This window comes from Enterococcus sp. DIV0682 (assembly GCF_051712685.1).
Taxonomy (GTDB): domain Bacteria; phylum Bacillota; class Bacilli; order Lactobacillales; family Enterococcaceae; genus Enterococcus; species Enterococcus faecalis.
Genome location: NZ_JBIOPK010000001.1, coordinates 242,825 through 261,339 on the forward strand (window position 1 = coordinate 242,825; position 18,515 = coordinate 261,339).

An 18,515-nucleotide genomic window follows, 5' to 3' on the forward strand; every position below is an offset into this window, starting at 1 on the left:
CTATGATTGTTCAGTCAATTTTAGACACAATCGGAGCAACACCATTATTTGAATTTACAAGTGAACAATATCCTATGCCAGAAGGCACTAAAATTTATGCGAAGCTAGAATATTTGAATCCAGGTGGCAGTGTCAAAGATCGGCTTGGTGTGCATCTTCTCAAAGAAGCAATGAAAACGGGAAAGATAAATCAAGCCACAACAATTATTGAACCGACAGCGGGGAATACAGGGATTGGCCTGGCATTAGCAGCCAGTCAACTGGGCCTCAAGACAATCTTTGTTGTGCCAGAAAAATTTAGTCAGGAAAAACAACAGCTGATGCAAGCGTTAGGTGCTAAAATTGTCCCTTCGCCAACAGAGCAAGGGATTGTCGGAGCGATAACTAGTGCCCAAGACTTAGCCAAGGAAATTCCTAATAGTTACGTGCCGTTACAATTTGAAAATCCGGATAATCCTGCTGCTTACTACGAAGGATTAGGACCTGAAATTGTTCAAGACCTAGGCGGAAAGATTACTAGCTTTGTCGCAGGTTTAGGCAGTGGTGGAACGTTTGCAGGTGTTGGCAGATATCTCAAAGAACAAAATAGTAAGACGCAATTATGGGGCGTGGAGCCAGAAGGTTCAATTTTAAATGGCGGACCTGCACACGGACATGAAATCGAAGGCATTGGCGTGGAGTTCGTGCCGCCTTTTCTTAAACAGATTCCTGTGGACGGCTTTTATACCATTTCAGACGAGGATGGTTTTTTCTGGGTCAAACAATTAGCCAAGAAAAGCGCTTTGCTGGTGGGAAGCTCCAGCGGCGCAGCGTTTGCGGCGGCATTAAGAGAGGCGCGCCGCTTACCAGCAGGCAGCACAATTGTAACTATTTTTCCTGACGGTAGTGACCGTTATTTATCAAAAAATATTTATTCTTAGGAGGAAAACTTTTATGAAATTCAATACCAAATTAATTCATGGCGGCATTAGTAAAGATACAACAACAGGTGCAGTGAGTGTTCCTATTTATCAAACGTCAACCTTTGAACAAAACGGCGTGGGCCAGCCAAAAGAATATGAATATTCTCGTTCAGGTAATCCCACACGTCACGCGTTAGAAACCTTAATCGCTGAGTTAGAAGGTGGGAGCCATGGCTTTGCGTTTAGCTCAGGCTTAGCGGGTATTCATGCAATCATTTCTATGTTTGGACCCGAAGATCATATTTTATTAGGTGACGATGTCTATGGGGGCAGTTTCCGTTTATTGGACAAAGTATTTGTAGCAAATGGGTTAAGCTATACGATTGTAAACGCCAGCGACTTAGCAACAATTGAAGCCGCAATTCAGTCAAATACAAAAGCCTTGTTTTTGGAAACACCAAGTAATCCACTGTTAAAAATTACAGATATTGAAGCGGCGGCTAAGCTTGCTAAAAAACATCAGTTGTTAACTATTGTCGATAATACATTTGCGACGCCTTATTTTCAACGGCCGTTAGCGTTAGGTGCTGATATTGTGGTTCACAGCGGGACAAAATATTTAGGGGGCCATAGTGATGTAGTTTCTGGTTTAGTCGTAACGAATCATCCAGAAAGCGCAGAAAAGATTGCCTTTTTACAAAATGCGATTGGCGCTGTTTTAGGACCACATGATAGTTGGTTGGTCCAACGTAGTTTAAAAACATTAGGCGTCCGGATGGCAGCGCATGCCCAAAATGCTCAAAAAATCGCAGAATTTTTAGAAGCGCATCCAGCTGTAGCAACGGTGTATTATCCAGGACTAGCGAGTCATCCTGGTCACGAAATTGCGCAAAAACAGATGTCGGGGTTTAGTGGTATGATTTCTTTTGAATTAGCCAAGGATGAGCAAGTCGTTCCTTTCGTAGAAACGTTGGAAATTTTTACTTTAGCGGAAAGTTTAGGTGGCGTAGAAAGTTTAATTGAAGTACCTGCCATTATGACTCACGCATCTATTCCCAAAGAAAATCGTGAAGCTGTGGGAATTAAAGATGGACTCATTCGTTTATCTGTAGGAATTGAAGCAGTCGAAGATTTATTGGCTGATTTAGAAAAGGGATTACAAGCATAAACAAAAGGCCCTCGTCTTTAGACGAAGGCCTTTTGTTTATAATTCTTCTCCATTCGTAGCAATCACTTGTTGATACCAAGCAAACGATTTTTTCTTTCGCCGTTCCAACGTTCCGTGACCATCGTTGTCCTTATCTACATAAATGAAGCCATACCGTTTCTTCATTTCGCCTGTACTAGCGCTCACTAAATCGATGAATCCCCAAGGTGTATAGCCCATCAAATCAATGCCGTCATACGCAACGGCTTCTTTCATCATCTCGATATGTTCACGTAAATAAGCGATTCGGTAAGTGTCGTTAATCGTTCCGTCTGGTTCTAGCTCATCAATAGCACCAAAGCCATTTTCAACAATAAAGAGTGGTAATTCATACCGATCATTGAACCAATTCATTGCATAGCGTAAGCCCATAGGATCGATTTGCCAACCCCAATCAGATGTTGCTACATAAGGATTTCGCACCAAGTCTTTTGCTTCATTGTAGTCAAAAGTAGGGGCCTTTTCTGCACCTTTCACAGCAAACGACATGTAATAGCTAAAGCCAATATAATCAACACAGCCATTAGCCAAATCAGTTAAATCTTCTTCTGTGACATCTAATGAAATGTTTTTTCGTTTCAAATAGCATTGAATTGCACTTGGATAATGACCGCGGACATGAACATCGGTAAACCAATAACGTTTTTGCATTGCGCTAACACTCATCATCATATCCTCAGGATTACAAGAATAAGGATAAATAGGCACCATCGCAATCATACAGCCAATTTGGAAGTCGGGATTGATAGCGTGGCCAATTTTCACTGCACGTGCGCTAGCGACTAGTTCATAATGAGCAGCCTGATACATAATTGCTTCGCGGTCTTCTCCTTCCTGGTAAGCAATACCAGAGTTAGTAAAAGGTGCAAAATCTTCTTCATAATTGGCTTGGTTGTTAATTTCGTTAAAGGTCATCCAATATTTGACTTTTTTCTGGTAACGAGTGAAACAGACTTCAGCAAATTTGACAAAAAAATCAATGACTTGGCGATTGCGAAAGCCGCCATATTTTGTGACTAAATGATAAGGCATTTCAAAGTGAGACAGTGTCACGACTGGCTCAATGCCATTTTTCAAACACTCGTCAAAAAGTGCATCATAAAAACGAAGGCCTTCTTCATTGGGCGTTTCTTCATCTCCGTTAGGAAAAATTCGTGTCCAAGCAATAGAGGTTCGGAAACAATTTAAACCAAGTTCTTTGAATAGTTGAATATCTTCTTGATAGCGATGGTAAAAATCAATCGCTTCATGGTTAGGATAGTGTTCATCTGGTAAAACGCCTGCGGTAATTTTACGAGGAACGCCATGTGCACCAGCAGTCATTACATCCGCCACGCTCACCCCTTTACCGCCTTGGTCCCAGCCTCCTTCTAATTGATGAGCAGCGACAGCGCCGCCCCAAAGAAAATCATTTTTCAAAATTGACATATCGTTTCAGTCCTTTGTTCAAATTTTTATACGTTTTGTGCTTCGACTTTTTCAAGGGTTTCTTCAGTAATTGGTTGATTGGTTTCTTCTGCGTAATTAAGTGCATCCATTTTTTTAGCAAACGGTAAATAGATAAAGAAACTCATCGTTAGTACCACTACTTGAAGCAACGCTGCTTGCCAACCACCAACTAAAAGTCCAGAAATGATTGGAGGAGTAGTCCAGGGAACTTGTACCGCAGTAAAGAGAGGAACCAGTCCTGTGTACAAGGCAAAATATGTCACAACAGAAGAAACAATCGGTGTGATAATGAATGGCACAGCCATGATTGGGTTCATCACGATAGGTGTAGCAAAGACAATTGGCTCGTTAATATTGAAAACAGCTGGCCCAATTGAAAGCCGACCTAATTGCTTGAACTGAGCTGATTTGGCAAAGAAAACCATGAACACGACTAACCCGATTGTCATGCCCGCACCAGTGACCGTTAAAAATTGATCTAAAAATTGTTGTGTAACAATATGGCCGCCATTAGCCAGTGTTAAGTCTTTTCCTGATTTCAAAATTTCGGTGTTTTCTAAAGAGTTTGCTTGTAAAATAGGGCCCATGATACCGCCAACGATTGTTGACCCGTGAACACCGAAAAACCAAAAGAGCGGAATGACAAAACCTAATAGTAATGCGCCACCTAGTGAATCTGTGACTCCTTGAAGTGGTGATTGTAGCACTTCGTAAATAAAGTCAAAGAATGTCGTATTGAAGACTTTATCTAGAAGAATGAAAATTAGCATTGCACCAGTTACAATGACGCTGGCAGGAATTAACGCAGTAAAGGAATTGGCCACATTTTCTGGTACAGCTTCTGGTAATTTGATACGAATATCATGACGTAAAAACCAACTATATACAACGCCGACTAACAAACCAACAATAATAGCTGTAATCATCCCTTTGCCAGCTGTCCAATATTTGTTGATGACATTGCCAACTACTGCGCCAGAAACCGCATCTTTGACTTCAGATGACATAAACAAAATGAAAACTACCATGGCAATCATGCCCGCTGGGAGGCCTTCAAATCCCTCGCTTTTTACATATGAGTAGGCAATACCGATGACCGCAAATAACGACATAATCGCAAAAGATGCCCCATATGCTTGATTGAAATAAACAGCCAGACCGCTTGCGTTAACCCATTCAGAAATAGCTGTAACTGGGAAATTCGCTAATAGAAGAAACACGGAACCAACAATGGTAAAAGGCATCGTGTAAAGCATCCCGTTCCGTAAGGCAGTAATTGCTTTGGTATTGACGAATTTTAGTACTGGAGGTAATAATTTCTCGTTAATCCATTCGTTCATAAAAATCTCTCCTTTGAAGAATAATATAAATGCAAATGTATCCGTTTATATATTTACTATATAAGGTTATTTGAAGAAAAAATAGACTTTTGCTTGAATGAGAAACATGTACCAAGAAAAAAAACAAAAAAGCTCATACTGTTTTAGACAGCATGAGCTTTTGTGAAAAACAACTAGAAAGGTGTTTCATCTAGTTCCTTTAAAAGTTGACTTGCTTGATGAGCTAGGAGTTCAATTAAAGCAATGACAGGGATTTGAGTGGTTGTATTGACTGATTTATCTGCAAATGGAGAACGTTCGTCGGGCATATAATAGGAGATGTTGTAGTCAGCCAAGCGGGCAATAGTTGAATGTTGATTGTTGGTAATGCTTAGCACTTTGGCGCCAGCTGTTTTAAAATCGGTCATTTGTTTAATCATTTCATTGGTTTCCCCAGATACAGACAGAATCAAGGCTAATGTATTTTCAAATCCGCGCTTGGGGATAGGCGTAAAGGGATCAGCAATACTGTAAGAATTGATATTTAAGTTGGCAAAATAACGACTGCCATAACTACCTAAAATTCCGCTAGTACCAATGCCAGTAAAGGCAACGTGACGTGCTTGAACAATCATTTGGATTGCTGGACGAAGCATTTCGTAATAGGTTTCTTGGTTTAATTTTTTCAAAAAAGCATCGACGTGAACCGTGGCATCATAAAAATTTTCAAACGTTTGTGTTTGTTTGGCTTCTTCTTTCACTGCATATTTTAATTCGGAAAAACCAGCATAGCCCATTTTGTTACAAAATCGTAGAATCGTTGAGGTGGAGACATGACAGGAAGTAGCCAGTTGGCGAATGGTCTGTTGAGGGATTTGGTGCAGGTGTTCCAATACATAATGGTAAACGAGCATTTCTAATTCATTCAAGGTCTGAACCTTCTCTAAATCAAACAAAGTAATCCTCCTTTATATAAAAACTGAATATGTTATTTTTTTGTGTAAATCAAATAAACCAATTCTTATTTTTCTTGAAAAAAATGTAAAATAACTCAATAAAAAGTTTCTTATTTCCTATTTTACAAAAAGTAGCCCAATTATCCTAGTTTTTCTCTTTTTTCTTTTAAAAATAACAATGCGCACCCCTAGAGTTTTTTGTGAAAACAAGCTAAAATAGATAAGAAGAGAAAAGGAGGCGTTGATGTGGCACGGGAAGTAATTTTATTTATTGCAGCGAGTATTGATGGTTTCATTGCGGACAAAGCGGGCGGTGTTGCTTGGTTAGAAGAGAATATTCGTGGCGATGAAGAAGATCGTAGTTACGATGAAATGTATGAAAAAATAGACACTGTGGTAATGGGGCGGACTACTTATGATCAAGTGACACAAGAATTGTCCCCAGATGTGTATTTTTATGAAGACAAGCATTCTTATATCATTACCTCTCATCCAGAAACATCAACTGCTTCAAGAACTTTTACCAAGGAAGATCCCGTCACATTAATTCGTCGTCTCAAAGAAGAAGACGGCGCGGGAATTTGGATTGTTGGAGGCCCAAAAGTGGTTCAACCGCTTTTGGCAGCTGATTTAATTGATACCTTCATTTTGACGACAATACCACTGTTTCTGGGTGAGGGCATTGCTCTATACGAGACAATGGCTCAATCAATCCCAGTTCGTTTAAAACAGGTTTATCAAAAAAATGAGTTGGTTTATTCGATTTATCAACGTGAAAACAAAAATTAAAAAATAATTATTCGGTTGGGCAAGTTGCTTTCAAGGTTTTGAGTTTCTCATAGGGCGAGAGGAACAAAGCAACAGTTGTCTAGCCGTTTGTGTTGTTTTTGATTGACAAAGAAATGGTAGAGGAGAAAAAAAATGAAACATCAGATCAAAAAAAGGTTGTATATTTCACCGGTTCAAACAATTGTCTTAGGCTTTTTTTTATTAATTGTTGTAGGCACAATCTTATTAATGATGCCTTTTTCTGCACAAGCTGGACAAAAAACGCAATGGATTGATGCTTTTTTCGTGGCAACTTCCGCCGTCTGTGTTACAGGGCTTTCGCCTTTGAATACGGCGGAGCATTGGAGTCCTATCGGGCAAGTTATTATTATGATTTTGATTGAATTAGGCGGCTTAGGCTTTTTAACCGTTGCCACGATTTTCTTTAGTTTGCTGCGGAAAAAAGCGTCACTAAGTGTACGGATGTTGTATCAAGAAGCTTTAAATGTTAGTGAAGTTTCCGGAGTTTTTCGTTTAATGAAATATATTATGAAGTTTGCGGCCATTATTCAATTACTTGGAGCCTTCTTGTTGTCCTTTCAATTTGTGCCAACATTTGGGTGGAAAAAAGGGATGTTTTTTAGTCTCTTCCATGCCGTTTCGGCATTTTGTAATGCTGGCTTTGATTTGCTAGGGGATAGTATGGTTCCTTATCAAAATTCGCCTTATCTTTTACTAGTCATTAGCTTTTTAATTATAGCTGGTGGTTTAGGATTTATTGTGTGGCGCGATATTTTTGCAATGATTAAAGGCTATAAAAATAAAATTAAGCACCGTGTTAGTATTCATACACGCCTTGCTTTAACGGTGACCGCCACCTTTTTAGTCTTAGGGACCGTTATTTTTTACATTTCAGAATATCGCCATTTTCCAGCTGACATGTCTTTTTGGCAGCGTCTTGTCAACAGTTGGTTCTTGTCGGTTACACCAAGAACGGCTGGCTTTTATTCAGTTGATTATTTGAAAATGAGTAATCCAGGCCTGATTGTCACGATTTTGTGGATGTTTATTGGTGGCACTTCAGGATCAACCGCTGGCGGCTTGAAAACCACTACGTTTGGTGTGTTATTTTTACAATTTCGTGCAATTTTTAAAGGGAAACAGCGAGTGGAATTCCATGAACGCACAATTCCTGAGCGAGTAGTGCTCCAAGCGTTTACTTTGTTCTTCTTGGCAACTTTTTTATGTGTAACTGCTTCGGTTATTCTCTCGTTTACAGAAACATTACCTTTAAAAAACGGGATTGAGTATATTGTTTTTGAAGTGATTTCTGCATTTGGAACGGTCGGTTTAACAATGGGGTTAACACCAGATTTAACTGTTTTTGGTAAACTGGTGATTATTTTTCTAATGTTCATCGGTCGTGTGGGTGTGTACACGGTGTTATTGTCATTAATTAAGAAAGGCTTGGAAAGTCAGTCGAAAGTTCAATATCCAAAAGAATCAGTGATGATTGGTTAATAGAGAAAGAGGGAAATAGAATGGAATTTTTAGGTATTTTATGTTTGATTTTAATTACAACGACTTTAGCAGGTGTTGCTTGTAAAAGAGTAGGAATTCCTGCGGTAATTGGGCAATTGCTAGTAGGGATTGTGTTAGGTCCAGCGATGTTAAATATTGTGCATCAAGATGTGTTTGTGCATGACTTTTCAGAAATTGGTGTCATTATGCTGATGTTTATTGCTGGAATGGAATGTGAATTGGAATTATTGAAAAAATATGCGAAACCTAGTGTCATGGTCGCTATTTTGGGCATCGTTTTACCGGTTGGTTTTACTATGTTGATTGGTCAGCTGTTTGCTTTTTCTTGGAAAGAAGCTTTTTTCCTTGGGTTAGTTTTAGCAGCAACGTCGGTCAGCATTTCAGTAGAAGTATTAAGAGAGTTGAATGTTTTAAGTAGTAAAGAAGGTGCAACGATTCTTGGGGCTTCCGTCGTTGACGATATCGTGGTCGTGATTATTTTAAGTGTCGCTGTCGGCATGATTGGTGCAAGTACAGGCGGCAATACAGAAGTCAGCTTTATTGTTAAGTTAATTGAACAAGGCTTATTCTTTATTGGGATTTTCTTTTTGGTCCGCTTTATTGCTCCCTATTTACTACGTTTAAGTCAAAAAATGAACATTGGGTCGTCTGTTATTATCATGTCATTGATTATCTGTTTGGGCATGGCTTATTTGGCTGATTTAGTTGGTTTAAGTTCTGTCGTAGGTGCTTTTTTTGCAGGGATTGCTGTGGGACAAACGGATGCAAAAACAGAAATTGATTTCAATATTGAAGCTATTGGCTATGCCGTGTTTATTCCCGTCTTCTTTGCCAGCATTGGCTTATCAGTGACATTTAACACGTTAGGAAAGGATTTACCTTTTATTTTGGTAATGACGATTATGGCGATTTTAACGAAATTACTGGGCGGCGCCTGGGGAGCGAAAATGGTTGGTTTCTCCAATACAAGTTCTTTAATGGTCGGTGCTGGGATGGTTTCGCGTGGGGAAATGGCATTAATCATTGCGCAAATTGGTTACCAATCTAAATTACTTTCAGAAGCGTATTATACGAGCATGATTGTGGTAATTATCTTAACGACCTTAGTTGCACCGTTCTTATTGAAATACTTTGTTAAAAAACAAGAATCTGCGTTGCAATAAAAAAAGATGAGCAGAAGTTGTTGACAAAAAAATAAAATAGCTATATGATGAGTTCAAGATAAACGACTACGTTTGTAGTCAAAAACCTTGAACTCTTTTTTTATTGATGAAGGAGGAATTTAACGAGTATGGCAAAAGATAAATTAGCGACAATTACAGATGCAGAGTGGGAAGTCATGCGGGTTATTTGGACCCAAGGCAAGACCACGAGTCGTGAAGTGCATACACTTTTAAATGAGAAGAAAGAATGGAAATCAACGACCGTCAAGACGTTACTAAGTCGTTTAACAGATAAAGGGTTAGTTGGAACGGAGAAAGCAGGCAATAAATATATTTATTATCCGCTAGTAGAAGAACGTCGGAGCGTTGAAACGGTGGCAGACGAACTTTTAGCCAAGGTGTGCAGCCGTAAAGTTGGTTCCGTGGTAGAAACAATTTTAACAGAGAGTCAGTTGAGTTATGACGATTTGGATCGATTAGAGGAACTCTTGAAAGAGAAGCGCAAGACGGCGGTTGAATCCGTCCCTTGCAACTGTATTCCTGGTCAATGCCAATGTCATTTAATTTAAAAAGGAGTGAAAAAAATGGAAAGTAAAACGTTTGATATTGAAGGGATGAGCTGTGCTTCCTGTGCCCAAACGATTGAAAAGGCTACGGCGAAGTTACCTGGGATGGCAAAGGCAAGTGTCAATTTAGCTACGGAAAAATTAAGTGTCACGTATGATCAGACGGAAGTCACAGAAGAAGAAATTAAGGAAGCTGTGTCAGATGCTGGCTACAAGGCGATTAGCCCAGCCAAGCAACGAACGTTTACGATTGAAGGAATGAGTTGTGCTTCCTGTGCCCAAACGATTGAAAAAGCTGTGAACCAATTATCTGGTGTTCAACAAGCGATTGTTAATTTAGCCACGGAAAAACTGGTGGTTAGTTATGACGACCATCAAGTAACGAGTGCTAAAATTATCAAAGCAGTTACGGATGCAGGTTATCAAGCGACAGAAGAAGTCGCTGCAGGTGCAACAGCGGACCAAGATCGTGAAAAGAAACAAAAACATATTGCTGAGATGTGGCAACGTTTTTGGATCTCAGCGGTGTTTACAGTGCCCCTTCTTTATATTGCGATGGGACATATGGTAGGCTTACCATTGCCGGATTTTTTGAATCCAATGACACATGCGATGACCTTTGCAATGGTTCAATTGATTTTGACTTTACCCGTTCTATATGTCGGCAGAGAATTTTTCACAGTTGGTTTTAAAGCATTGTTTAAAGGGCATCCGAATATGTTTTCTTTGGTGGCTTTAGGAACCAGCGCTGCTTTTGTGTATAGTTTATATGGCACAGTCATGATATTTTTAGGAGACACAAGTTTTACAATGGCTCTTTATTATGAATCAGCGGGTGTTATTTTAACCTTAATTACATTAGGAAAATATTTCGAAGCTGTTTCAAAAGGGAAAACCTCAGATGCGATAAAAAAATTAATGGGTTTAGCGCCGAAAACTGCTCATATTTTACGTGATGGCGCAGAAATTGAAGTGCCAGTTGATGCTGTTCAGTTGGATGACATTGTGATTGTTCGCCCAGGAGATAAAATCCCTGTTGATGGAGTGATTGTTTCAGGCAGTAGTTCTGTGGATGAAGCCATGTTAACGGGCGAAAGTTTGCCTGTTGAAAAGAAAGTCGGTGATGCAGTAATTGGTGCTAGCATCAATAAAAATGGCAGCTTTCAATTCAAGGCGACAAAAGTGGGAAAAGAGACGGCCCTTGCCCAAATCATTCAATTAGTGGAAGATGCGCAAGGCTCAAAAGCGCCGATTGCACAATTAGCTGATAAAATTTCGGGTGTTTTTGTCCCAATCGTCATTGGTTTGGCTGTTCTTTCTGGCTTGGCTTGGTTCTTTTTAGGACAAGAGTCATGGATTTTCGCTTTGACAATTACTATTTCTGTGTTAGTGATTGCTTGTCCTTGTGCGCTCGGCTTGGCAACGCCGACTGCGATTATGGTGGGGACAGGTAAGGGCGCTGAAAATGGCGTTTTAATTAAAAGTGGGGATGCTTTAGAAACCACTCACAAAATTCAAACAATCGTGTTTGATAAAACAGGGACTATTACAGAAGGCAAACCGGTGGTTACAGATATTTTAGTTGCTGATTCAGCACTTTCAGAAGCTGAGTTACTAACATTAGCAGCTTCTGCAGAACAAGGATCAGAACATCCTCTAGGTGAAGCAATTGTGGGAGCGGCTAAAGAACGTCAATTGCCATTAGCAGAAGGAAGCGATTTTTCAGCGATTCCAGGTCACGGCATCCGTGTGACAGTCAACGAACGAGTCCTACTTTTGGGCAATATAAAATTAATGAAAGAAGAAGCAATCGAGCTATCAACGTTTGTTCAACAAGCGGATCGTTTGGCAGAAGAAGGGAAAACCCCAATGTTTGTGGCAAAAGATGGTTCGTTTGCGGGTATCATTGCGGTAGCAGATACTGTGAAGGATAGCAGTCAAACAGCCATTGCACGTTTGCATAAAATGGGGATCGAAGCCGTAATGATTACGGGAGACAACAAGCGTACTGCAGAGGCGATTGCGAAACAAGTAGGTATCGATCGTGTCTTAAGTGAAGTTTTACCAGAAGATAAAGCGTTAGAAGTGAAAAAACTACAAGCAGAAGGCAAAAAAGTTGCGATGGTGGGTGACGGGATTAATGATGCACCAGCACTTGCCCAAGCAGATGTGGGGATTGCTATTGGTTCAGGCACAGATGTTGCAATGGAATCGGCCGACATTGTGCTAATGCGTAGTGATTTAATGGATGTGCCTACAGCAGTTGAATTAAGTAAAGCGACCATCAAAAACATCAAAGAAAATCTTTTCTGGGCATTTGCCTATAATACATTAGGTATTCCAGTGGCTATGGGTGTGTTACACTTATTTGGTGGACCTTTGTTAAGTCCGATGATTGCAGCAGCAGCTATGAGTTTTAGTTCAGTCTCTGTCTTACTAAACGCCTTACGATTGAAAGGATTTAAACCTTCGACGGTGAAAAGAACTAGTGGAAGTCAAAAATAAAATTGAAAAGGATGAAGTGAAATGGAAAAAACAGTAAAAATTGATGGGATGAAATGTGATGGCTGTGTTCAAGCGGTCACTGAAAAATTTAGTGGAATTGACGGCGTAACGAATGTTGCGGTTCACTTGGCAGATCAAACAGCCGTTGTGACAGCAGATCGTGAAGTAAGCCAAGATGAACTGAATACCACGTTGGCAGATACAAAATTCAAGGTTGTCAGCGAATAACAAAAAACAGGGCCTACCATCATGAGTAGGCCCTGTTTTTTTGTTATGGAAGTTTGGCTTTGATTTCCTGATAAATCTTAGTCGTTTCTTGACCATCACGCGCAGTATAATAATAAACTTTCTTCCGCGTTTCTATTTTCAGAATCGGATGACTTTTTGTATAAATTAGTAAATAAGCAGGTTTTCCAGCGACTTTAAATTCTCCTGTTAAGTAACTATCTGTCGCAGCACCCATTGTGCGGATGCGTTCTTGAGGTAAGTCATCAATCAAAGAAACAGCAGTGATTTGGTTAAAAGGAATTGACCTTGTTTTTGCTAATGGGGCAGATAACTCAATTTGTTTATTTTCAATAGTTGCTTGAAAGGCATGACTAGAAAAATCATTTATAAACATCGGCACTGTGGCAAAGAACAGCACCGCAATCGTTAAAATACCAGTAGCGGCTAGAATAATTTTCCCAGCAGGCCGTCCTAGGTTAATAGATAAATTCATACCAATGCGATCAGGAACCATGATTTTGGGGTCCTTTGGATTGATATAAATCCCATACCGCCAATATTGATCATCATCCCCATAGCGATAATCGCCAGCCTGTAAAACGAATTGATCTTGTTTTTTGCGCATTGAAAATAGGTAGTAGAAGAGAAAGCCTACATAAACAAACAAAAGAATAAAATAACAAAAAGTAAGGGCCATCGCAACCGTATAATCAATTACAATTGTGAAAGTTGGTAAAATGGTTAGCGGTGCAAAAACTAAGGCGGATAAAACCATTAAAACAGACCAATGATGCCGAAATAAATCATTAATTTGCTGATTAATTTTTGAGTCACTAGTTAGCGGTTTGACAGGTAAGCGCGCGATAAAATAATAGCCGCCAATGAACAAACTTAACATCAAAACAGTAATTAAGAAAAGAATCCAGGAACCAATCGCCGTTTGCAAGGAATAAAAGCCCCCAGCAAAAGTAAGAATAATCGCAGGTAAAAACCACCAAAATGAAATAAGTTTCTGGTTTTTATTTAAAACTAATTGCGTATCGATTAAGAGAGGACGCTTAGGTAGCAACCAGCCGTTTTGCATTTTTAAAGCGGCCATTTTGCGAATATAAACGATTTGCAGATAGTAGCCACTGCCAATAAAACTAAATAAAAGTAACAGAAAAAGAAACAACAAAATCGAATCATAAGGAATAAATAACAAAGGTAAACTAAGAACACTAAAAACGGCTGCTAGTTGAACCAAGCGTTTTTTATAACGTTTTCGGATTGCTTGAACGCTGGGATCTTGTAGTTTATCTTCTGGTAAAGTGTTTTCCAAAATAATATTTTTGTGAGGATTTGCATAAATCCCCATAGTAAATGCCATAAAAAAAGCGACAGAAACTAGGATGAAATAAAAGAATACCGCCATTATAATGCACGCCCTTTCGAATCAAAATTTTGATAAATTTTCTGAATAAGTGCTTGGATTTCTGCTTCGGATTGCTGATGTAAAAAACTTTCAGCCAACAGAAGTTCTAAACGCTCATGCAATTGCTGTTGCCAAACAGCGGTAGCAGGTAACTTTGCGGCAATTTTGGTGCCGTTACGACGGTCAGTCACAATATAACCTGATTGCTTTAACTTATTATAAGCTTTTGAAACAGTCATCATATTGACCCCGATTTCGTCCGCCAATTGTCGGATAGAAGGCAAACTTTCATTGGGAACCAGTTCACCTTTGGCAATGCCTACAATGATTTGATCAATGAGTTGCTGATAGATGGGCTGTTCGCTTTGTTCATCTATTTCTAAAAGCATCGAATCACTCCTGTCTTATTTGTGCTATCTGTATTATATATACTAATACAAAAAGAGTTGGAAAGCAAGGAATTTAGAGTAAATGGTTGTTTCTGTTTAAAGAGAAGCATATAATGAAGAAGAACGTAAAATGAAAGGACGATGAAAATATGACAGCAATTGAACCAAAATTAACAGAGAAATTCCATCAAGATTTCTTGAACAATAATAAACAAAATGCCTTACAACGTAGTGTAGTAAAAAATGGTATCAGCGCTTCAGGTGAATCTGTACAAGGAGCCGTGAATAACGTACCCGTCTTTTCAGTCGACTTAGCTACTGGAAAAGTGGCCAATCAAAAACAAAGCGGTCGCTGCTGGATGTTTGCGGCGTTAAATACATTTAGACATAGAATGTTAAATGCGTTTCAATTAAAAGATTTTGAATTATCACAAAACTATACATTTTTCTGGGATAAATATGAAAAATCAAATTATTTCTATGAAAATATTATTGCAACAGCCGATCAACCGTTGACTAGTCGTAAAGTGGCCTTTTTATTAGCGACACCACAACAAGATGGTGGGCAATGGGATATGATCGTTTCAATTTTTGATAAATATGGCGTAGTGCCTAAAACGGCAATGCCTGAAAGCAGCAATAGTTCCAATTCACGTGATTTAAACAACTATTTAAATAAAAAATTACGCAAAGATGCAACAATTTTACGTAGTTTAATTGAAAAAGGCGCTTCTGCTGAAGAAGTCCAAAAAAACAAAGAAGCAATGTTACAAGAAATTTATAATTTCTTAGCAATCTCTTTAGGAACGCCGCCAGAAACCTTTGATTTTGAATACCGTGACGAAGAAAAAAATTATCATTTGGATCAAAATCTAACACCGCAAACATTCTTTGAAAAATACGTTGGCGTTAATTTACATGATTATGTAAGTATTATTAATGCTCCTACAGAAGATAAACCCTTCAACAAAACATACACTGTTGAAATGTTAGGGAATGTTGTCGGCGGCAAAGAAGTTAAATATTTAAATGTAGAAATGGCTGCTTTCAAAAAATTAGCTGCTGCACAATTGGAAAAAGGCGAATCTGTTTGGTTTGGTTGTGATGTCGGACAATCTTCAACACGTGACACAGGAATTATGGCATTAGACGTTTACGATATGAACGATCTTTTTGATATTGATTTTACGATGACTAAAGCAGAACGTTTAGACTTTGGTGAAAGCTTAATGACACACGCCATGGTTTTAACAGGTGTTGATATCGTTGATGGTCAAACAACAAAATGGAAAGTGGAAAATAGCTGGGGCGAAAAAGTCGGTGAAAATGGCTTCTTCGTTATGAGCGATGCGTGGATGGACGAATACACTTATCAAATCGTTGTGCACAAAGATTTATTAACTGATGAACAGAAAAAAGCTTGGGAACAAGCGCCAACTGTTTTGGCACCTTGGGATCCAATGGGAGCATTAGCATAAAACAGAAAAAGAAGGCCCCGCCGTCATGGCGGGGCCTTCTTTTTACGTTGGGCGGCGAACTTCACGGATTTCGCCCAATGTTGTATAATCATTGCCTGCTAAACGAGCAATCGGTTGGAGTTTTTCAGGTAAAATGTACTGATGTTCTTCATCGAAAACGGCTGAATCAAAATAGAAATCGGTAATTTCTACAATGAATAAATCCGTAATAATTTGACCTTCATGGTTAGCAATAGGTACATATTGATGTAAGCGAGCTTCCATCCGAATCGGCGCGGCTTTGATTGCTGGAACAGCAACAGTCTGGCTGGCAATGGTTTCAATACCGAATGTGTCAATTTCACTGATCTCTGCTGCTAAAGGTGCCGAAGTCTGATTCATTTGAGTAAGAACGTCTTCGTTAACGAAATGGATGACAAGTTCTTTAGTAGCCAAGATGTTTCGTGCCGTATCTTTAGGCTCTTTGTCTGGTCGTAAAATGGACAACGTTGCTAAAGGAATTTCAGCTGCCGCCGCATTAAAGAAACTAAAGGGAGCAGCGTTGACGACACCTGTAGCTGTATCTTGTGTTGTAACCCAAGCGATTGGCCGAGGAATAATACTTCCTGATAAAAATTTATACGCTGTTTTTGCAGATAACTCGTTACTATTGTAATGAATCATAGGAGCCTCCTAGAAAAAATACTAATTTCTTTGAACATTCGCATCTGAAGTATCGAAAGGACGCACAAATTCTTCAATCCCTGCCCGTTTTGGTTCTAAAAATGGCGGTAATGATAATTTTTCACCAGCGTGTTCATAGGTTTCATCCTCTAAAAATCCAGGACCATCGGTTGCCAGTTCAAATAAAACATGTGTTGCTGCCAAGAAATATTCAGATTTAAAGTAAAAACGTTCCACAAAGCCAGAATTAGGAAATTCCAAACGATTAATTTTTTCAATCCAGAAACGTAGTGCTTCCTCATCGGCAACGCGCAAGGCTAAGTGATGGACATTGCCGTAGCCTTCTTGGGCCGCTGGCAAATCTTCTCGATGCTCTACGATAATGCTGGCACCATTCCCACCTTCGCCAACTTCAAATAAATGGAAACTACCTTCAGCATCAATCAATTTGAACCCTAAAACTTCAGTTAAAACTAGTTGCAGATGTTCGTAATTTTCGACAGTTACAAAGGCTGGACCTAAGCCGATTAAAGCATGTTCACTAGGAACGTTAGATTTTTTCCAAGGCGTGCCAGCTGCAACACCTTGGTTCTTTTCATCAGAAATAAGTTGGTAACGTTGATTGTCAAAATCTTCAAATTCTAAATACTTTTTACCAAAACGTTCTTGAATTTCTCCATGATCAATTGCATATTCATTAAAGCGTGATACCCAGTAATCCAAAGCAGCATCATCTTTTACACGGAAGGAAGTACGAGAAATTGTATTGGTTCCTTTGGTTCCTTTAGGTAAGCCTGGAAAGTCAAAGAAAGTCATATCTGTTCCGGGAGAGCCGGCATCATCAGCAAAAAATAAATGATATGTTTCAATATCGTCTTGGTTGACAGTCTTCTTAATTAAACGTAGACCTAAAATATCGGTGAAAAAGTGATAAATTTTTTCAGCACTTGAAGTCATGGCAGTGACGTGGTGTAAACCTAAAATTTGTGTATTCATAATAAAAATCCTCCTAAAAGAAAAATAATTTTTTAATTAATTAACTTACTAAAAGTAAGTTTAAATGATTAGTCCTAAAAATGCAAAAGAAATGTCTCGAATTCGAACTATTATTTTTTAGTTGATTTTTTAAAAAAATAAGAATATAATAGCCTGAGATATTTTAATACATAAACTTTCGTAAACATCGCCGGATGCTTGCGACTAAAGTGTTAATGAACAGTTCTTAGGCCATAGCTGAACTGTTTGTTGGCACTTTTTTTGTTTGGAAGGGAAGGAAAACAAGATGAGTAAAGCTTGGTTAAAAGTTATTTTTGGCGCTTTTTGTGAAGTGATTTGGGTCATTGGTATGAAGCATAGTACAACATGGTGGGAGATTTTAGGGACAGTAATCGCAATCTTTATCAGTTTTTATGCGCTGATTAAAGCAGGAGAGGAATTGCCAGTTGGCACAGCCTATGCTGTATTTGTCGGCTTAAGTAGTGCTGGAACTATTGTGACAGATCATTTTTTATTCCACACACCATTGGGCATAGGAAAAGTTCTTTTTCTGTTGCTGTTATTAATAGGTGTAATTGGCTTAAAAATGGTAACTGGAAATAAAGAGGAGGAAACAAGATGAGTTGGTTATACTTAGTTATTGCAGGCTGTTTTGAAATCTTTGGCGTAGGTTCAATTAAATTATTTACAACAAAAAAAGACTTACGTTCATTGTTAATTTTAATTCTAGCGTTTAGTGGTAGTTTCTTATTTTTATATTTAGGGATGAGACAATTACCGATGGGCGTTTCTTATGCGGTTTGGACAGGAATTGGTACAGCAGGAGGCGCTATCTTAGGAATGCTCTTAGGTGAATCAAAAGACCTACGCCGGATATTTTTTATTTTTTTAATCATTGTTTCTGTGATTGGTTTAAAATTAATTGGTTAGAAGGCGAGAGAACATTGTTTGGATTATTGAAAGACAGGTG

Annotated in this window: 18 protein-coding genes; 11 read left to right on the forward strand and 7 right to left on the reverse strand. The window is 38.9% G+C overall.

Annotation, left to right across the window (positions count from 1 at the left end; translation table 11 throughout):
* Positions 1-2 precede the first annotated feature (2 nt).
* Both IGK96_RS01290 and IGK96_RS01295 read left to right on the forward strand, forming a co-directional pair.
* Positions 3-920 carry a PLP-dependent cysteine synthase family protein gene (locus tag IGK96_RS01290; protein WP_002361143.1) on the forward strand — a complete coding sequence of 306 codons (918 nt, stop codon included), beginning with the start codon at positions 3-5 and terminating at the stop codon, positions 918-920.
* Between the two features lie 13 nt (positions 921-933).
* Positions 934-2,070, forward strand: coding sequence for a cystathionine gamma-synthase (locus tag IGK96_RS01295; protein WP_010713605.1), 1,137 nt, complete (start codon positions 934-936; stop codon positions 2,068-2,070).
* 36 nt (positions 2,071-2,106) lie between these two features.
* Here the strand turns inward: IGK96_RS01295 and genA are convergent, their stop codons facing one another.
* The 3 genes from genA to genR form a co-directional block, all read right to left on the reverse strand.
* Entirely contained in the window at positions 2,107-3,537 is a 1,431-nt protein-coding gene (genA, locus tag IGK96_RS01300) for a 6-phospho-beta-glucosidase GenA (protein ID WP_002355206.1), read from the reverse strand.
* 26 nt (positions 3,538-3,563) lie between these two features.
* On the reverse strand, positions 3,564-4,898 hold the full coding sequence (gene genB, locus IGK96_RS01305) for a PTS sugar transporter subunit IIC (protein WP_085443053.1): 1,335 nt from the start codon (positions 4,896-4,898) through the stop codon (positions 3,564-3,566).
* Positions 4,899-5,071: 173 nt separating this feature from the next.
* On the reverse strand, positions 5,072-5,833 hold the full coding sequence (gene genR / locus IGK96_RS01310; RefSeq protein ID WP_002355208.1) for a MurR/RpiR family transcriptional regulator: 762 nt from the start codon (positions 5,831-5,833) through the stop codon (positions 5,072-5,074).
* Positions 5,834-6,079: 246 nt separating this feature from the next.
* Between genR and IGK96_RS01315 the strand changes: the two genes are divergently transcribed.
* From IGK96_RS01315 to IGK96_RS01340, 6 genes are all read left to right on the forward strand, one after another.
* The gene (locus IGK96_RS01315) at positions 6,080-6,622 is read left to right on the forward strand and encodes a dihydrofolate reductase family protein (RefSeq protein WP_010713603.1); all 543 of its coding nucleotides are present in this window, start codon (positions 6,080-6,082) and stop codon (positions 6,620-6,622) included.
* Positions 6,623-6,754: 132 nt separating this feature from the next.
* Complete coding sequence (locus IGK96_RS01320; RefSeq protein WP_085443054.1) at positions 6,755-8,122, forward strand: TrkH family potassium uptake protein; 1,368 nt, start codon at positions 6,755-6,757, stop codon at positions 8,120-8,122.
* Positions 8,123-8,142: 20 nt separating this feature from the next.
* Positions 8,143-9,306, forward strand: a complete 1,164-nt coding sequence (locus IGK96_RS01325; protein ID WP_002355211.1) for a cation:proton antiporter — start codon at positions 8,143-8,145, stop codon at positions 9,304-9,306.
* Between the two features lie 128 nt (positions 9,307-9,434).
* On the forward strand, positions 9,435-9,875 hold the full coding sequence (locus IGK96_RS01330; protein ID WP_002358353.1) for a CopY/TcrY family copper transport repressor: 441 nt from the start codon (positions 9,435-9,437) through the stop codon (positions 9,873-9,875).
* 15 nt (positions 9,876-9,890) lie between these two features.
* Entirely contained in the window at positions 9,891-12,377 is a 2,487-nt protein-coding gene (locus IGK96_RS01335; protein ID WP_010777362.1) for a heavy metal translocating P-type ATPase, read from the forward strand.
* A 21-nt stretch (positions 12,378-12,398) separates the two neighbouring features.
* Positions 12,399-12,605: a heavy-metal-associated domain-containing protein gene (locus IGK96_RS01340; protein ID WP_002355215.1), complete on the forward strand. Its 207-nt coding sequence runs from the start codon at positions 12,399-12,401 to the stop codon at positions 12,603-12,605.
* Positions 12,606-12,648: 43 nt separating this feature from the next.
* On the opposite strand, the gene IGK96_RS01345 is transcribed toward IGK96_RS01340, so the two are convergent.
* On the reverse strand, positions 12,649-14,019 hold the full coding sequence (locus IGK96_RS01345; RefSeq protein ID WP_002379043.1) for a PH domain-containing protein: 1,371 nt from the start codon (positions 14,017-14,019) through the stop codon (positions 12,649-12,651).
* On the reverse strand, positions 14,019-14,408 hold the full coding sequence (locus IGK96_RS01350; protein WP_002358356.1) for a GntR family transcriptional regulator: 390 nt from the start codon (positions 14,406-14,408) through the stop codon (positions 14,019-14,021). The genes IGK96_RS01345 and IGK96_RS01350 overlap by 1 nt, the downstream gene beginning before the upstream one ends.
* 149 nt (positions 14,409-14,557) lie before the next feature.
* Here IGK96_RS01350 and IGK96_RS01355 point away from each other — a divergent pair, with 149 nt between their 5' ends.
* Positions 14,558-15,886: an aminopeptidase C gene (locus tag IGK96_RS01355; RefSeq protein WP_002364984.1), complete on the forward strand. Its 1,329-nt coding sequence runs from the start codon at positions 14,558-14,560 to the stop codon at positions 15,884-15,886.
* A gap of 42 nt (positions 15,887-15,928) precedes the next feature.
* Here IGK96_RS01355 and IGK96_RS01360 read toward each other — a convergent pair whose 3' ends face one another.
* Positions 15,929-16,549 (reverse strand): flavin reductase family protein, encoded by a 621-nt coding sequence (locus tag IGK96_RS01360; protein ID WP_002395578.1) that lies wholly within the window; start codon positions 16,547-16,549, stop codon positions 15,929-15,931.
* A gap of 21 nt (positions 16,550-16,570) precedes the next feature.
* A complete protein-coding gene (locus tag IGK96_RS01365) occupies positions 16,571-17,545 on the reverse strand; it encodes a ring-cleaving dioxygenase (protein ID WP_002355221.1) in 975 nt (324 codons plus the stop codon).
* A gap of 265 nt (positions 17,546-17,810) precedes the next feature.
* Here IGK96_RS01365 and IGK96_RS01370 point away from each other — a divergent pair, with 265 nt between their 5' ends.
* Both IGK96_RS01370 and IGK96_RS01375 read left to right on the forward strand, forming a co-directional pair.
* On the forward strand, positions 17,811-18,167 hold the full coding sequence (locus IGK96_RS01370; protein WP_162780851.1) for a DMT family transporter: 357 nt from the start codon (positions 17,811-17,813) through the stop codon (positions 18,165-18,167).
* Positions 18,164-18,475: a DMT family transporter gene (locus IGK96_RS01375; protein ID WP_002355223.1), complete on the forward strand. Its 312-nt coding sequence runs from the start codon at positions 18,164-18,166 to the stop codon at positions 18,473-18,475. Before IGK96_RS01370 ends, IGK96_RS01375 begins: the two co-directional genes overlap by 4 nt.
* Positions 18,476-18,515: the final 40 nt, after the last annotated feature.

Excerpts from the sequence above, each read along its gene's own strand:
- IGK96_RS01290 (WP_002361143.1), top strand. The coding sequence starts at position 3 with ATGATTGTTCAGTCAATTTTAGACACAATCGGAGCAACACCATTATTT.
- IGK96_RS01295 (WP_010713605.1), top strand. The coding sequence starts at position 934 with ATGAAATTCAATACCAAATTAATTCATGGCGGCATTAGTAAAGATACA.
- genA (WP_002355206.1), bottom strand. The coding sequence starts at position 3,537 with ATGTCAATTTTGAAAAATGATTTTCTTTGGGGCGGCGCTGTCGCTGCT.
- genB (WP_085443053.1), bottom strand. The coding sequence starts at position 4,898 with ATGAACGAATGGATTAACGAGAAATTATTACCTCCAGTACTAAAATTC.
- IGK96_RS01320 (WP_085443054.1), top strand. The coding sequence starts at position 6,755 with ATGAAACATCAGATCAAAAAAAGGTTGTATATTTCACCGGTTCAAACA.
- IGK96_RS01325 (WP_002355211.1), top strand. The coding sequence starts at position 8,143 with ATGGAATTTTTAGGTATTTTATGTTTGATTTTAATTACAACGACTTTA.
- IGK96_RS01330 (WP_002358353.1), top strand. The coding sequence starts at position 9,435 with ATGGCAAAAGATAAATTAGCGACAATTACAGATGCAGAGTGGGAAGTC.
- IGK96_RS01335 (WP_010777362.1), top strand. The coding sequence starts at position 9,891 with ATGGAAAGTAAAACGTTTGATATTGAAGGGATGAGCTGTGCTTCCTGT.
- IGK96_RS01340 (WP_002355215.1), top strand. The coding sequence starts at position 12,399 with ATGGAAAAAACAGTAAAAATTGATGGGATGAAATGTGATGGCTGTGTT.
- IGK96_RS01345 (WP_002379043.1), bottom strand. The coding sequence starts at position 14,019 with ATGGCGGTATTCTTTTATTTCATCCTAGTTTCTGTCGCTTTTTTTATG.
- IGK96_RS01350 (WP_002358356.1), bottom strand. The coding sequence starts at position 14,408 with ATGCTTTTAGAAATAGATGAACAAAGCGAACAGCCCATCTATCAGCAA.
- IGK96_RS01355 (WP_002364984.1), top strand. The coding sequence starts at position 14,558 with ATGACAGCAATTGAACCAAAATTAACAGAGAAATTCCATCAAGATTTC.
- IGK96_RS01360 (WP_002395578.1), bottom strand. The coding sequence starts at position 16,549 with ATGATTCATTACAATAGTAACGAGTTATCTGCAAAAACAGCGTATAAA.
- IGK96_RS01365 (WP_002355221.1), bottom strand. The coding sequence starts at position 17,545 with ATGAATACACAAATTTTAGGTTTACACCACGTCACTGCCATGACTTCA.
- IGK96_RS01375 (WP_002355223.1), top strand. The coding sequence starts at position 18,164 with ATGAGTTGGTTATACTTAGTTATTGCAGGCTGTTTTGAAATCTTTGGC.